The 15,250-nt window shown below is 57.8% G+C and carries 13 protein-coding genes; 1 reads left to right on the top strand and 12 read right to left on the bottom strand.

Annotated elements, in window-relative coordinates; all coding sequences use genetic code 11:
• Window positions 1-146 precede the first annotated feature (146 nt).
• Window positions 147-2,003: a M1 family metallopeptidase gene (locus tag V4529_03765; protein ID MES2357439.1), complete on the top strand. Its 1,857-nt coding sequence runs from the start codon at window positions 147-149 to the stop codon at window positions 2,001-2,003.
• Window positions 2,004-2,037: 34 nt separating this feature from the next.
• On the opposite strand, the gene V4529_03760 is transcribed toward V4529_03765, so the two are convergent.
• From V4529_03760 to V4529_03705, 12 genes are all read right to left on the bottom strand, one after another.
• Window positions 2,038-2,703: a PAS domain-containing protein gene (locus tag V4529_03760; protein MES2357438.1), complete on the bottom strand. Its 666-nt coding sequence runs from the start codon at window positions 2,701-2,703 to the stop codon at window positions 2,038-2,040.
• Between the two features lie 246 nt (window positions 2,704-2,949).
• Window positions 2,950-3,732, bottom strand: coding sequence for a pyrroline-5-carboxylate reductase (locus V4529_03755; protein ID MES2357437.1), 783 nt, complete (start codon window positions 3,730-3,732; stop codon window positions 2,950-2,952).
• Window positions 3,733-3,870: 138 nt separating this feature from the next.
• Entirely contained in the window at window positions 3,871-5,127 is a 1,257-nt protein-coding gene (locus tag V4529_03750) for a dienelactone hydrolase family protein (GenBank protein ID MES2357436.1), read from the bottom strand.
• A 110-nt stretch (window positions 5,128-5,237) separates the two neighbouring features.
• The gene (locus V4529_03745) at window positions 5,238-5,750 is read right to left on the bottom strand and encodes a hypothetical protein (GenBank protein ID MES2357435.1); all 513 of its coding nucleotides are present in this window, start codon (window positions 5,748-5,750) and stop codon (window positions 5,238-5,240) included.
• Between the two features lie 141 nt (window positions 5,751-5,891).
• Complete coding sequence (locus V4529_03740; protein MES2357434.1) at window positions 5,892-7,277, bottom strand: FAD-binding oxidoreductase; 1,386 nt, start codon at window positions 7,275-7,277, stop codon at window positions 5,892-5,894.
• A gap of 360 nt (window positions 7,278-7,637) precedes the next feature.
• Window positions 7,638-7,955 (bottom strand): hypothetical protein, encoded by a 318-nt coding sequence (locus tag V4529_03735; protein MES2357433.1) that lies wholly within the window; start codon window positions 7,953-7,955, stop codon window positions 7,638-7,640.
• Window positions 7,956-8,102: 147 nt separating this feature from the next.
• Window positions 8,103-8,477 (bottom strand): YciI family protein, encoded by a 375-nt coding sequence (locus V4529_03730; GenBank protein ID MES2357432.1) that lies wholly within the window; start codon window positions 8,475-8,477, stop codon window positions 8,103-8,105.
• Between the two features lie 2 nt (window positions 8,478-8,479).
• A complete protein-coding gene (locus V4529_03725) occupies window positions 8,480-8,914 on the bottom strand; it encodes a DoxX family protein (GenBank protein ID MES2357431.1) in 435 nt (144 codons plus the stop codon).
• A 301-nt stretch (window positions 8,915-9,215) separates the two neighbouring features.
• A complete protein-coding gene (locus V4529_03720; GenBank protein MES2357430.1) occupies window positions 9,216-9,464 on the bottom strand; it encodes a TonB family protein in 249 nt (82 codons plus the stop codon).
• A 313-nt stretch (window positions 9,465-9,777) separates the two neighbouring features.
• Complete coding sequence (locus tag V4529_03715) at window positions 9,778-9,999, bottom strand: hypothetical protein (protein ID MES2357429.1); 222 nt, start codon at window positions 9,997-9,999, stop codon at window positions 9,778-9,780.
• Between the two features lie 1,701 nt (window positions 10,000-11,700).
• Window positions 11,701-12,420 (bottom strand): hypothetical protein, encoded by a 720-nt coding sequence (locus tag V4529_03710; GenBank protein ID MES2357428.1) that lies wholly within the window; start codon window positions 12,418-12,420, stop codon window positions 11,701-11,703.
• A 315-nt stretch (window positions 12,421-12,735) separates the two neighbouring features.
• On the bottom strand, window positions 12,736-15,192 hold the full coding sequence (locus V4529_03705) for an AAA family ATPase (protein MES2357427.1): 2,457 nt from the start codon (window positions 15,190-15,192) through the stop codon (window positions 12,736-12,738).
• Window positions 15,193-15,250: the final 58 nt, after the last annotated feature.

Below are 15,250 nucleotides of genomic sequence, written 5' to 3'. Positions count from 1 at the left end.
CATCGCAAATGACAGCGGATTGAACCGTTCCGCCACCAGTCGATTTGTCGAGTGACTCTTCCTGCGTGATTTCTTGCGGTGTCCCCGCGCGAAAGACATCTTCGTCCTCGTCGATCGCCTGTCAGGCGCAACCACATGAAAAACCAATGATCAGCTCCACTCTCGCAGCCGCTCTGCTGCTGCTGGCAGCATCTCCCATCACGGGCTCGCCCACCACGGGTTCGCCCACCACGGGTTCGCCCACCACGGGTTCGCCCACCACGGGTTCGCCCACCACGGTCGACACCTATCCCCGCCAGACGGGCTTCCGGGTTGTCAACTACAGCTTCACTGTCCTGCTCAGCGACGCATCCAACGAATTGGTCGTCACCGATACAGTGAATCTCGCCTTCACGGCCGACGGCGTCACAGGTATGGATCTCGACCTCTGCCAGTTGCGCACCGCGTCTGAAGCCGCCAATCCCTCGAATCCATGCCTGGTACCTGCCGTTCGCACGCGTCGGGGAGAGCCAGCCGCCCCGCCGGTCTCGAGCGTGGGGCGGGGGATGGTCGTCACTTCCGTCACCTCCGCCGGGCAGGCATTGCACTACACTCAGGCCAACGATCGATTGCACGTCGTTTTCCCCGCCGCATCCAGGGCGGGTGGTCGCATCACCTTCGCGGTCTCTTATCACGGCGTGCCAGCAACCGGCATCCTGATCGCCGACAACAAGTACGGTGATCGCTCGTTTGTCTCAAACCCGTGGCCCGACAAGGCCCGCAACTGGCTCGCCGTTGTGGATCACCCCTACATGAAGGCGCCCAAGACAATCGCGGTCACCGCGCCCGCCAAATACCAGGTCATCTCCAACGGCACCCAAATGGAATCGACCGACCTGGCCAACGGTCTGCGTCGCACCGTGTGGAAGGAGTCGGTGCCGATCGCCACGTGGCAGTACTCGCTGGCCGCCGCCCCGTACGCGGTGGATTACTACGGGACGTACCACGGCATCCCCATGTCGGGATGGACGTATCCCCAGGAACAGGCAGTCAGCTCGAAGGCATTCGGCGAATTCACCCAGCCCATTCTCGAGTTCTACATCGACCACATCGGTCCGTATTCCTACGAGAAGCTGGCCCAGGTGGAAGCCAATGGCATAGGCGGCGGCATGGAGCTCGCCTCCGACATTTTCTACGGATACCCAGCCACCGGGCCGGATCGCCAACTGCTCGCCCACGAGATGGCGCATCAGTGGTTCGGCAACTCCGCTACCGAAGCGGATTGGGATGATGTGTGGCTCAGCGAAGGCTTCGCCACGTACTTCGCACTGCTCTATCAGGAACACCAGGACGGCCGCGACGCATTCATCAAGGGCGTGAAATCGAGCGCCGCTTCGGCCCGTCGCTACGCCGAGGCGAATCCGACTTCACCGCTGGTCCACAACAATCTGTCGGATATCAGCAAGGTGATCGCCAACAATGCGCAGATCTATCAGGGCGGCGCCCAGGTCCTCCACATGCTGCGCGGCGTACTCGGAACCGACAACTTCTGGGCCGGCATCCGCCTTTACTACTCCCGTTACCAAAACTCCAACGCATCCAGCCTGGACTTCCAGCATGCGATGGAGGATGCCTGCGCAGCCGCAGCCGATTGTCCCGCCTACGGCAAGGACCTCTCCTGGTTCTTCCCGCAGTGGTTGCACCGCGGCGGGGTGATGAAGGTGAATGGAAGCTGGCACTACGATGCCGCGAGCAAGCAGCTCGCGGTAACGCTCGACCAGACGCCCAACCAGGGCCAGCTCTACACCATGCCCTTCCAGATCGGCATTGAAATGCCGCCTGAGGCCGCGCCCGCTGGCAGTGGCGCCCGCACCGCCCCTCCGTCGCCGACGCCCACGCCGGTGTTATGGGTGCGCGCCGCTCACAATACTGTCTCGATCCCGTTGGCCAGTGCGCCGGTTGGTGTGACGCTCGATCCGGAAATCTGGGTCACCATGGTGGAAGCCACCTTCGTCGCCCGCTAAGCTGACGGGTTCGCCTTCAACACAGCCGCACCGATCAAGTAACCTTGAGCGCGCCACAGGTTACTGTCCCCGCGGCTGCCAGCTCACGATCTTGGAGTAGCTGCTCTAATGCATTGAAACACGAGGGACAGATGCCGTGGGTCAATGCCGGAAGTGGTGAGCCCGAAAACAGCCCGAGTGCATCCACGGCTTCCTCTGCCTCGACCCATCTGTCCGTCGATAGCGGAATATGTTTGCACCACGCGCACATGACGAGAAAACCCCCGCTGTGCAGGTCCGCGTGACCGAGTAGCGACACGTACGGCCGGGACTGCTCCACGGCGGACCTGACGGTGAACATTACGTCACCTTCCAGGTTGGACGTTATCTCCATCGCGAGTAGCCGTCGCCGATCGGGTGAGTCGCATCGGAAGCGAAACCGCACGGGAAGGCCGCCCTCGCGCGATTGCCGGATCATCGACTTGTACAGCTGGATGGTCGTGTCATCGGCCAGAAAATCCCAGATGGATCGCGAGAGAATGCGGGACGGCTCCAGACCATCGCCCTCGTTCTCCGTGGCGAACTTCGGCCATGCGTCATTCACCTCGGCGATCCGATCATCGCGATCGATGCGGTAGCGGACATGCGGACAGACATCCATGGAAACGCTTCCCTTGTTGGTTGCCTCGTCCAGCCAGGCTGCGCGGAGTGCCCCGGTCAACCGGCGCGCTCCTCAGGGGACCACAACTCGCAATATCACCATGCGACGTTGCTTACGCATGGGGCCGCGAGTTTGAGTAACCGCCCGAAAGGTGTCGAAAGGCATTCAACGAGTATCGGAACCTGGCGTCTGAAAGAGAACATCACGAATTAGCTGGAGTTCTGCAGGATGACCATGGGCTCCGGCGTTACGTCGGTGGCGCACATTTGGCCCGCGGCTCTGTACGAGCGAACTATTTCGTCCGCATCAGCCCGCCGAGCTAGCTTCCGTCATACGGTCGAGGACGCCGTCCAGGGCATCGGAAACGGCCTTCAGCGCGCCCACCTGGGTGAGATGCGCCAGGACCTGCTCGTTGATTCCACCGGCAGTCGCAAACTTCCTGGCAAGCGCCGGGAAAGGCTCTGCTGACTGATTCGCGGCAACAGTAGCGAGACCGTGGAACACGCCTCCGATGTAGCTGCGAGCAGTGGCTGGTGCTACTCCTTGTCGGGTCAGCCAGTCGGTAACCTCACCGGCGAAGGCGAAGTACGGCGCCATGGTGGCGGTTGCCGTACTGAACGCGTTGAATTGCTCGGGCGAGTCCAACGCGATGGTCGATCCGAGCTTGTTGAAGATGGCTCGGGCCGTAGAGTCATCCGGATAGACGACCGTCACGCCAGCACGCATGGCAACCATCGGCAGCGGAATTGCGCGAACGACGCGAGTCGCCGGTGCCACAAGGGCCTGCACGCGTTCGACGGAGATGAGCGCCATCAGGCTGATCACGTGATGATCGGCTCGAAAGTGGAGTGACTCGAGCACGTCGACAGCTACTTGCGGGCGAACAGCCAGTATGATGGTGTCGCAGTCATCGAGCACCGCTTGGTTGGACGCGGCCACGGTGACGTTGTCGCACGCAGAAGCAAGTGCGGCCGCCACGCCGGCGTTGCGTGGCGACAACAGGAAAGTGAAAGTCGTGGACTCCAGCGAATTCAGTCCGGACACGATGGCTGACGTGATTGTCCCGGTTCCAATGAACCCAATGCGCATGATTGTCAGAGATTGTTGGTAGTGCTGCTTGCAGTCGGCCTCAAGTGGCGAAATTCAACTGCCACTACCGAATCAAACCCAACGGATTCGGATGCTCCATCCCGGGGCACGAAATCGCGTAACCGAACGATCGTTCGATTACGGCAACACTGCACTGTCGTGCCCCCGCATCGAATCGCTGCCGACGCGGTCAATCACGACTTCAGGAAAGGGCGACGGCTGCTTCGCCAATAGCGCTCCGTCCGTCCCGCGGACATATCGATCGAGAAATGCGCGCGTATACGCCGAAATGATCTCGAAGCCGCGCGACGCATCGATGACCGTTCCGCCGAATCGCGTGATGGTGGTCGGCATGACGAACGGCGCGTCACTGTAGCTCATATGGCCGGTGCCACGGATGGATACCACATACGAAGGCGTGTCGAGGCGTTTGGCGAGAATCGAATCGATGCTCGTCTTGATCGATGCGCCCATTACGTCCCACTCCTTACGCGTACGGCCGCGCTTCGCCAGATCGGCATCGGAATAATTTGGATGGCTGCGCAACATCAGTACGGGACGGCCGATTCCGGAGTCGGCGACGGTACCGAACATTGCGCCGTCCATGTTGACGCATGCACGAATCCGCGAGTCGCGCCTGCACATCTCGAACGCGGCTGCGCCGCCAAGTGAATGGCCCATTGCACCAACGCGAGCTGCGTCGATGTCTGGCTGAAGCGAGCGCGCGACGAGCGCCGGCTCTCCGGCGCCGCTCGTGAGGCGAGACAGTACGAGCGAATCGTCGCGTGCCCAGTCGTCAACGCGTCGCGCCTCGGCCTCGTCGGAATCTCCGCCAATGGTATCTGATGCCGCAGTGAGCACGCGTCCATCGTTGAGGATGGTGAAGCCGCCGTATGGATGTTCGATGGCTGCGACGATGTATCCGTGACTCGCCAGGTCCTCGATTAACGTCGTATAATTCGACCTCGCGACGCCCTGCCCTTCCGAGAAGATGATCAGTGGAAGCGCTTCGCTGCGTGCGGGGGCAACATTTAGAAGCGCGTGAGTGTCGATATGCGCCCACGACATGATCGTAGCGGAATCGGCGTCGTAATATCCAGCGGAGCGCATGGCGGCGAGCAGTGCGCGGTTCGGTATGTACGGCGCGCGTGCGCCGCGGTTCGCATTGGTGGGATACCACAATTGCACGACAATCGTGCGGTAGCGCCGCGGTTGCGGAGCGATTCGGTCGGTGCGAGACGAGTCGGCGAATTGATAGATGGTGGTACCGATCCGATGAGGGCCGGTTGGCGCGGGGAGCGTCGTGGCGCTTGCAGCCAGGTGATCACTCGAGTTGGAGGACGCTAGCTGTGGATGCAGGGCGAGGGATGCCAGTGCGGCGGCAAGTATCAGCATGCTGGTAAGATGCCGTGCATACCGAAAGGGTTTGTGCTACTGCCGCGCCGGGTCGTCGTTTGCGTTGCTCAGCTCGCACGTTGCTCGATCCTTCCGTCACTACGCCTTCATTATCGTCGCGTCAACGTGACCCGTGCGAATGGACGGCGTACTCCGGAACTGTCGTTATCCATGTGCCATTGCCAGGACTCTTTCGACGGGTCGTAGAGGAACGTCGTATGAAAGCTCGTCGTGGGGGTGTACTGGAAGAGGAAGGAGATCGAATCTCCGGTGACCGTCCCGCGGCCAGTACCCTCGGGTGGGAAGGCCGCCGCGGCGGTGTTGTCCATCCACACGCACGCGTACGCGCCAGTCTTGGGATCGCGTCCGAAGAGTACCACGGCTTCGTAGGCGGGACTGCCATTGGGCGCTCGCTCGCGAGATACCTCGTGCATCTGAACGTACTCGCGGCCAAGCAGCCACTCGAAGTCCACATCATGGACAGTCTGCTGGCGCGCGATGGTGCCGCGCAGTACCCAATGCCCCACCATGCGCGGAAAGAGCGAGTCGGGAGCTAGCTCCTGCGCGAACACCGCTGCGGGCGAGCACAGGAGTGCGAGAGCGAACATCGATGCTTTGAGCATGGAGAAACCGGGGTCAGAGTGCAGTTTTTTCACAGCCATCCGAAATCCTTGATTCCGCAAAGCGCGTCCTGGCCCTGGTTCGCACAGTTCCGCCCGGTCGAAAGTACTCGTGATGGTAGCAATCCTCAACGCCCTTCCCCTTCAGCTCGGCTTGATGTTCTGGTTCATCCGGAAAAGGTTTGTCGGATCGTACTTCTTCTTGATCTCCACCAGTCGCTTGAATGTAGGGCCGTAGGCGAACGCGATGCGATCGGTCTCGTCCTGAGTCAGAAAGTTGATGTACGCGCCTTCACTCGCGAACGGCTGCGCCTTTGCGAAGAAACCACGCGCCCACTCGATACCGCGCGCGTCCTCCGAGGCCGACTCCCAGCGTCCGTGCACGTTCATAACGTAATTGGCGTCTCTGTTCGCGTAGGCCATTGCCTCGGGCGCCACTCGGCCGGTCTGCCCGCCGATTGTGCCAATGAAGATCTCGCACTGGGGCGACGGCAGCTTGGCGGCGTACTCGATGATCACATCGATCGCGCCGTCGCTGAGCTGCGCGAAGTTGTGCGACTTCCAGTAATTGCGGGCGCCCTTCGTCAGTAGCGGATCGAATGCCTGCTGCCACGCAGTGTACGGCTGCACGCCGACGTGTTCGCCGATCGGTGTGCCGAATTTGCGCAGCGGTTCGATCAGCGCCTCACCGGACGATGGACTGCCGGCATAGCACAACGCGAGCGCAACCATCTCCTTCCCATGAAACTCCTCGGCCAGAAATGGCAGCGGAGGCGCTTTGCGCGTCACCATCCATACGTTGAGCTCGTCCGGCATCGCGAGGGTGAAATGCGCAAACTTCGTGAGCACGGACTTGGCCTGATCGAAAGGGAAGACGATGAGCCCGCTCAGCACATCCGGCCCGACAGGATGGAGCTGAAATTCGAAGCGTGTAACGACACCGAAGTTCCCACCGCCCCCACGCAGCCCCCAGAAGAGGTCGCTGTTTTCCGTCTGGCTGGCATGCACCTGCCTGCCGTCCGCGGTAACGACGTCCGCGGAAAGCAGGTTGTCGACAGTCATTCCATACTTCCGGCTCAACCAGCCGAAGCCCCCGCCGAGCGTGAGGCCGGCGACACCGGTGGTCGAGTTGATGCCCAGTGGCGTGGCGAGGCCGTGCGCCTGCGCGGCCGCGTCGAAGTCGCCGAGTGTACAACCGGGATCGACAGTTGCGCGGTGACCCTTCACGTCGACCTGGACGTTCTTCATTCGCGAGAGATCGATCATGATCCCGTCATCGCAGACAGCGTTGCCTGCGATATTGTGTCCGCCGCCCCGGATCGCGACGAGCAGGTTGTGCGTGCGTGCGAATTTGACGGACTCGACGACATCTTCAGCCGACACGCAACGAGCGATCAGTGCCGGTCTTCGATCGATCATCGCGTTCCAGACCTGGCGGCTGTCGTCGTAGCCTTCGGCGTCAGGTAGGAGGACGTCGCCACGCAGGTGCGTCCTGAATTCGTCGACCGTCGCGTGTTGTAACTGCGCCATATCTGACTCCCCTGTTTGTGCCGGATACGTGCGTGGGGATGCAATGGGATCACGTAGGTGTGATGCATCCATCAGTTTCCGAATCCGGCAGGCTGTGACACAGCGATGCATATCGGATCGTTACCGCAGTACAGTTGTCCACGAACTGTTCGTGCTGGGCCGTTCAACGAAGGAGGTTGGATAGCATCAGGGGAGATCCACTATCGCTTCCACATGTCGCACAAGGTTCGCGTGGCGGGCATGGCCATACCGCAATTTGCCCGCCAAAACCGGGGTCAGAGTGGGGTTTCTTGCGGACTTTCCTGGCGCAAACAGTTGGGATGTCGCAGAAGAATTGGACTCTGACGCCGGTTTCGCTCGTTATGCAGCTATTGCGTGAAGCATGAGCGCGCGGACACCCAGAAGTGCCAGCACGACGCCTATCGCGTAGCAGACACGACTCGCAGGAATCATCCAGGGACGGACCTCGCCTGGCGCACGGAAGCCAAAGATCCGACGAGCGTTCGCAATCTGAAATCCAGCCAATGCGACGATCAGACCGGACAGAAGTGCGGTCCACGGCACGGGACGATGGTACGACGCAACGGCGGTGGCTGCGACCGCGAGCGCGGCGCTCATGACCGAGAACAACACCACCTGCCTGGTCGGTGCGACTATTTCATTGTCTGAAAGTCTCACAACGGGCCTCGAAGTGATTCGTAGCGCGATTCAATGCGTTGCTCAACCGCGATGGCTCTCATAAGGTATGGCCAAAGGCCGCATTTTGCAGTTTCCGGAGTCAGCAGTTGCGACCGACTGAAAAAAAATGCACCCCGACCTTCGTTCCTACTCCGATCCCGGCGCGCCCGTTTCGATGGGGCGCAGCTCGCTCTCGCCCTCGAACTCCGGCCAGTGTACGCGGTGCAGCTCCATGAACCGCATGGCCACGTCGAGTGCCTCCTCGTCCGAATCCAGATCGAGGATCGCGTAGCCGCCGACCAGTTCCTTCGCTTCCGTGAACGGTCCGTCGACCACACTGAGCTGGCCGTCGCGTAGCTGCACCTTCTTCCCCTTGTGACTCGACTTGAGCCCTGCGCCGTCGACGAACTTCCCCTTCGCGCTGTACTCCCCGATGAACTCACCCATCGCCTCGATGAGCGCCGGTGGAATGGGCTTTCCGCGATAGTCCTCGGTGTGCTTGATGAACATCATGTAGCGCATGGTCAGGATCCTGTGATGTGAGTGTGAGGTACCAACAGAACGAAATCACTCGCCGCGAAATGCGTGACGCGGCGCCCGAGCGCGATCACCGCGGTGATCGTGCCGACAACCGCCGGAAGAATCGCCGCCGCAGCGCCCATCGCCAGCACGGTGACCACCGTCGCGCCGATCATGATGATCGTCAATCCGGCTGCGGCAAGTGGCGTGAGCCACGTCTGGAACCGCAGCACACCCGGGAGAACGAGCCCGAGCGCCCCGAGACACTCACAGACACCGATGAAGTGAATGAACGCGATGGGCAGCACCACCGGCCCCTGCTGCATTTTCGCTGCGGGCATGATGAACTTCATCGACCCCGCGAAGAGGAAGAGCAGGGCGACGACAATCTGGGCCGCCCAGAGCAAACGGTTGATGGTTCTGGCGTTCGAGCTCGACATGGTTGGGTTCTCCGCTGGCTTCGGCGGCCGTGGCGCCCGAGGGATTCGAGCGTCTCGCTGCCTTCACTACCACGTCGAACGAACGGATACGAAATCGACACGCCAACGAAAATAGTACCGCAACCGGGCTCAACGATGGCTGGATGGCTGTATCAGGGCTGACAGCCGCACATCGTTGGATCGGAGTTGTCCTGCATCAGGTTACCGCGCGGTAACTTACGATAGTGTTATCGAACTGTCGTTCGAATCGCGCAAGACGTCCTGACCATAGCTCCGGATCGCCGAGCTTGATCAATTGGTGTCAGTGGGTGATTGTAAACGTCGTCGGTATCTCGACAACGACCGGTCTCGGAGCACTGGGTGTCTTCGGAGCGAAACGTATGAGGGGCGTGACGGCAAGAACTGCTTCCGCGAACTCCCGGTCGCCAACGAGTTTCACCACACGAATCGACGCCGTATCGGGAACTCCGGCTGAGTCTACCAGAAAGCGAACGCGCACTTCTCCCTGCTCCCCTATTCTCAGGAGATCGTACGGATAGCGAGCGACCACACAACGAACGACTTCGGGAGCGGCGAACGGTTGCCCATTCAAGTCCCAGGTGCTGGACGGTCGACACAAGCTCGGCGGGGCCTCGCTAAATCGTGGATCGCCACCCCAAAGAGCACTGCTGCTTGCGAGGCTGCAACTCTCTATGGTATTTAACGAGAGCAATAGGAGTCCGAGCCGCAATACGAGAGTGTGATGCTGCGTTATCCCGGATCGGATTGAGGGTACGCGCGGTCTCTGTTGGAGACGTTCCGTCTCCTGCGCCGCAAAGTCCAATTCAATACACTGCGGGCACTATGTAACAGTAGAACGGCGTTCACGGATCAATTGATCGATCAAGATCCTTGCGTGCTCCATGTTCTTCCAGCGGCCACTGCAGCAGCGAACGCAAGAAGTTTGCTACGCTCAGGCCGGCCTCCGTCGCCCTGCGTGTCAACTCGCGCTTTTGTTCGCTCGTGCAAGGGAGCGTCACTTTGGCGTCACGCATGCGCGGATTGATGCCTTGACTACTGTTCGGAACAGTTATAAACTTCCTCATTCTTCCTCCGAAATAAATCGCCACGACGCACACACATTCGTTTGCACATTTTCGGCAAACAAGGTACAAGTTGTGATAACGCCAATATACGATAAGCCAGCCGACCCCATGAACAACACACGGTCAGATCAACGGAAGCGTGGAGCATACTACACTCCGAATTTGTTGGCAGAGTATATGGCTGAGTGTCTCCTTGCACGCCCTGTATCGTCGATCTTGGAGCCTAGCTCCGGAGATGGGGCTTTCCTTCGGGCTATAATAACAGTAGCCAGCCGCCTTCGACTCCCAGTGCCGAAGGTAACAGCGGTCGAAATTAGCCATCAGGCAATAGAGCGTTCGTCGGCAGAGATCCCTTCCTCCAGAATTACATTCGTACACTCCGATTTCCTCTTGCATACCTCCAAGCAATACTCAGCGGTGATTGGGAATCCTCCATTTGTCAGATTACGGCACCTTGCAGCACCGGAACGACAACGGGCGCTCGCTGCTGCTTCAGCAACTCTGGGCCATGAAATGGATCCCTCTGGCAGTATATGGATGCCATTTGTGCTCCATGCCTGTCACCGGCTTCGTGCCGGAGGCGCCCTTGCGATGGTACTTCCACTTGACGCTACCTACGTGCGGTACGCTAGGCCATTCTGGCGGTTTCTCGCCGAATCATTTTCCGCCTTGCGTGTCGTCAGAGTTCGCGAACGGCTATTCCCGGAACTGTCACAAGACGTTGTCCTTCTCTTCGCAGATGGGGCTGGAGGGAGGACGTCCACTGTTCGTTTCGAAGCATTCGCCGATCTTTCATCGCTCGTATCCGGGAGAGCAGAACATCGGCGGGATGTAGACACGACGGAGGTAGTGCGCGGTGAACGAGCATTTCTTTCAGCGCTATTACATCCGAGGCTGCAAGCATTGCTGCAGGGACCGATTGCAGGGCGTCTCGTACCGGCCGCACAATTCGCCCGATTTCGAATAGGATACGTAGCGGGTGATAAGCACTTCTTTCATCCTACACACGATTTGGTGCGGCAGTATGAACTCAAGCGCAGCAGCTTGGTTCCGACTATAGCATCTGCGCGGAGCCTGCGACGCTGCGGGCTCTTCACGTCCGGAATTCCATCAACAAAACAAGAGCGTTTGTTCTTACCGAGCGCCGCCGCGCTCTGCCGAGGCGAAGCTAATTACGTCGCATCCGGCGAGAAGTCCGGAGTTGCCGCCGGATATAAGTGTCGCGTTCGCTACCCTTGGTATCGCGTACCGTATGTAACTCCACCGGACATTGTTATGTCAGTGTTCAGTGATCGGCCACTTGTTGCGATCAATGACTCCGGCAAGGCTGTGTCCAATAGCTTCCTATGTGGGACGTTGCTTTTGGACACTGCAGAAGCGTTTGCATGTCGCTGGTACAACAGTCTGACACTCCTTCAATGTGAACTCAATGTTCACTCGCTTGGCGGTGGCGTTTTTGTGCTCGTCCCGCGTGAGGCTGCCGCGGTCAAGCTTCTTAAATCCATCGCGTCCCCGAAACGACTCATAGCTCGAATCGATTCAGCGCTCCAGCGAGGAGATTTGATCGCTGCCTATGAAAGTGGCGACCAATCGATACTGCAAGCACGGGAAGGATTATCGTCCACTGATGTGGCCCTCATCCAAGAAGGGGTCGCCACTCTTCGTATGTGGCGTAACCCATCAGGTCGACCTGAGTCGATTTCAGAGAAACAGGTCGATGAACAGTTCGCGCTTCTTGAAGCATGAGACGATTTCGTCAACGAATAAATCGAGCTTGAGATCCTTCTCGAGCGCGGCCGCATTAAGGATATCGTCTCGTAATACCGGTGGCGTCTTCCCAAATTCAACAATCATGTACGCGAACACATCGAAGATACCACGTTGCATCCTAAAGAAAGCCGGATGGCGGCCCGTTATTGCCTGGTACATTCGGGCATATCGCTTGTGATCAATCTTCTGGTCTTCTTTTCCTTCCTTTATCGGCTGTAGCGGATGTAGATATACGTATCCGTGTACAGCCATTGGAAATCGATCTTGTAAGCTGATACACTCACCGACAATTCCCTCATAGTATGTCAAGACATTATTGCCAACAGAGCTCATTTGGCTACGAATGCCCACGATAACAAGTGGGCCATTCGCCGGATCTAGAACAACGATATCCACATCCTTTGGCTTGGTTGACCCAAAAATTGTCGTTTCGTATTCTACGCGGACGTGCCGTTGCTTGGCAGCGTCGGATAAACGTAAAGCGAGTTGGCCCCCAAGATACTTATGGAGGATCTTGATGAATGCCTGCCCTCTAACCGCCTTTACAGGGTCCTTCGAGTAAATCTCCCCCATCTGTTGAAGTATCTCACCCAGACTCGGCGCGACTACTTCGATCTCTTTGAATGAAGCCTTCTGGTTAGCTGTCTTCATGCTAATGTGAAATCCCTCCATAGCGGTCAGTAACATTCTCCAACTACCAACGATTCAAGCTGGATGCGAAACGGCCATTGATGCAACTGCAGGCCAGTTGTCAATGCTGCGACTAGTGCCGCGCCTTTTGCGGTTGCGTCTCGTCGCCTGGATCTCAAGGAATCGTGCCAACCCCTAAAGTCATGCAATGTCTCGCACGCGCGCACCAACTTGAGACGACTTCGAAGTAGACATAAGCGACTAGTACGATTCCTCTCTCGTCGACGACGGCAGCAACTCGCGCGTTACATTGCCTGGACTTGATCCGCCACCGGTCTAAAAACCGTATTTCTCTTGCCGCAAGCGGAATGCAGCCTTCCCTCCTTCCATTATCGATGCAATGTCTTGACGTACTGGCTCCAAATCGATCGCCCCTTCAGATCTAATCCAGCCACCGGATTGTTCTCCCGTAATGCGGTAATCGCAACATATTACCAAGTCCGCGTCGCCATTCACAACAACGTTCGCATTGTGACTGCTAAAAACTAGTTGGCGTCGGTCTTTCGCACGCCAAATTTGTTCCACAACTTTCAGTAAAATTTGATTGTCTAAGTCGTCTTCGGGTTGATCGATCATCAGCGGCGGGCCATCTTGGTTCAGAAGAGCCCAAAGCAGGGAAGTCGCCTGCTGCCCAGCCGAAGCGTTTACAAACGGAATGTATTCATTCTCTCGAAGACGGTACTCGAATGACGGTTGATCTTCCAATGATGTAGTAGCCAGCCCGATCCACGCATCAACCGTCATCTTTCCAGCAATGCGCTGCAGTTCGACTTGAGTGAAGCCGAGGTCAGAAAGAACGGGCGTATCGTGCGCCAAAGCCGTGTCGCTTTTACCATTACTTTGAATGAGTAATTCAATTTCGTCCAATACACGACCGGCTTCCCGAATTGGACTGGATGATCGTGTCAAATAATCAGCAACAGCATTGAACTTCTCCCGCCTGATATTTGTGCCAGTCAGGGATTGGCGCAGGCGCAATTCGAATGCCTCAGCAATGAAACCCGGTGCAAGTGTCGCGAGCAGCTGACCGTCCGATAGCCGGGTCAATGCTTCGCACTGAGCAGCCAGTAGCCTGACTCGTGCTTCGTGTAATTCGTACCATTTTTCACGAATTGCCTTTAAGACATCGTGCGGTTTACCCAATACGTCCAATTGCTCTTGCCTTAGAGCGGATCGCGTACGAATCTCCTGCACTCGTTGATCGATCTCCGTAAGTTGGTCCAACTCCACTTGCTGAGTAGTTGCCCTAGCTTTAGCTTGGTCGTAGCTCTCTAGAAAGGCCGCATATCGAATACGCCAACGTTCGAGGCCCTGCCCGACCGGCGCACTAAGAAGCTGGATTCGGTCCAACGTATCGAGCTGCTCTGCGAGTTGATGGTCCAAGCCCATTCGATATTCTTCGAAGGCTGCGTTTGCACTGAGAAGATCTCCATCGAGCGGACCGACCGTTCCAAGATTCCGAATCGTGTCGCGCGTGTTCGTTAGTATCGATCTGATGCGCTCGCCGGTAATGCGTATGCCACGCGCTGCGTCGTCCTCCAGGTCCTGAATTGGCTTGTCATTCAGAATCGCTCGATCTTGATCAGAAACTCCAGAGATAGCTGCTCGTATGGAAGATGCGCGCTCAGTGAGCGACTGAAGGGTCCGCTCATCGTCCTGCTCTTCTGCTTTAAGGCGTCGATAGGAAGCCAGGCTGCTATAGCTCGTGCGAATACGACTAGCGACGTCATCCAGATCTCGCTGAAGGTCTGATAACGCCGAGCGGATTGGTTCTCGCACAAATCGTCTGAGTTCTTCGAGGCGCACTCCGACATTGCTCAGTTGTTTTTGACTGTAAGCTTGTATGGGCAATAACGATTGAACATCCCCCTGATTGCATGATTCAAAAGCATCCATGCCAATCTTGAGAGCTATCGCCCCGTCGCCGGCGTGTCGCCGTATGACGTGTGGCACGCCGTTCAATGAGAGGTGTACAGTCACAGTCGCATTAAATGGCTTAAGCGTCTGTTCGACGAGTCTTTCGCGACGCGCGATATCCACCGCGTCACCGTCGTTAGGTATGCTTGAATCGCATAGTCCCCACCTTATATACTCTAGAATTGTTGACTTGCCTGTACCACGACCGCCAATCAAAGCATTAAACTGGGGATTGAAGTCAACGTGAATTGGTCCAAGAAACGAGCTATTAGAGACATCTAGTGCCGTGATCGTCACTTGCGGCAACTGAGGTGCAGATTGACTCAATCGTGATTCACGAGCCAAGCACGCTTGGCGGAGCGCCTCAGCGGTCGGCGCTGCCCACTTGACCCACGTTGTGCTCTTCCCTAGGTCGGCAAAGTCTCGTCGTCGGTTGTCGGACGTTTGATAAAGGCCGAGCTTACGGCTGCCATAAGCAACGTCCTGACCGCTAAGGATGCGAAGATTGCCTTCGCCGAGTTGGCTAATATTTCCGTCTAGATAGCCCCCAACACACGGCATGTCTGCGTAATGCGCAGCATGCCCTGACCGCATGAGGGTAGCAGTGCCACCTTCGCTAACGTTAGGAAGCAGGATGAACCTTCCACGCAAGAAGGAGTGTTTGTCTAGATCGTCGTGGACCTGCTGTAGCGAAGTCAGATGAGTTAGGCGAACTGTTTCGGCAGTGCGAGCCGCCGAGTCCGGCGAAGGTACGATCGCAAGCGCGGTCATCGCAAGTGTGAACAAATCATCGGGGAACGACGCATCAAAAAGCAAGAGTGGACTTGACCCGCTTTAATGGACACCAAGTTTAGGCTGCCTTGATCTCTTTCAG

The organism is Gemmatimonadota bacterium (assembly GCA_040388625.1).
GTDB lineage: Bacteria > Gemmatimonadota > Gemmatimonadetes > Gemmatimonadales > Gemmatimonadaceae > Fen-1247.
Note: the sequence above shows the minus strand (reverse complement) of the source record. Positions and strands in the feature narration are given on the sequence as shown.

What these genes read in the sequence shown, in the direction of transcription:
- V4529_03765 (MES2357439.1), top strand. Translation starts at nt 147, where the DNA reads ATGATCAGCTCCACTCTCGCAGCCGCTCTGCTGCTGCTGGCAGCATCT.
- V4529_03755 (MES2357437.1), bottom strand. Translation starts at nt 3,732, where the DNA reads ATGCGCATTGGGTTCATTGGAACCGGGACAATCACGTCAGCCATCGTG.
- V4529_03750 (MES2357436.1), bottom strand. Translation starts at nt 5,127, where the DNA reads ATGCTGATACTTGCCGCCGCACTGGCATCCCTCGCCCTGCATCCACAG.
- V4529_03745 (MES2357435.1), bottom strand. Translation starts at nt 5,750, where the DNA reads ATGCTCAAAGCATCGATGTTCGCTCTCGCACTCCTGTGCTCGCCCGCA.
- V4529_03740 (MES2357434.1), bottom strand. Translation starts at nt 7,277, where the DNA reads ATGGCGCAGTTACAACACGCGACGGTCGACGAATTCAGGACGCACCTG.
- V4529_03730 (MES2357432.1), bottom strand. Translation starts at nt 8,477, where the DNA reads ATGCGCTACATGATGTTCATCAAGCACACCGAGGACTATCGCGGAAAG.
- V4529_03725 (MES2357431.1), bottom strand. Translation starts at nt 8,914, where the DNA reads ATGTCGAGCTCGAACGCCAGAACCATCAACCGTTTGCTCTGGGCGGCC.
- V4529_03715 (MES2357429.1), bottom strand. Translation starts at nt 9,999, where the DNA reads ATGAGGAAGTTTATAACTGTTCCGAACAGTAGTCAAGGCATCAATCCG.
- V4529_03710 (MES2357428.1), bottom strand. Translation starts at nt 12,420, where the DNA reads ATGAAGACAGCTAACCAGAAGGCTTCATTCAAAGAGATCGAAGTAGTC.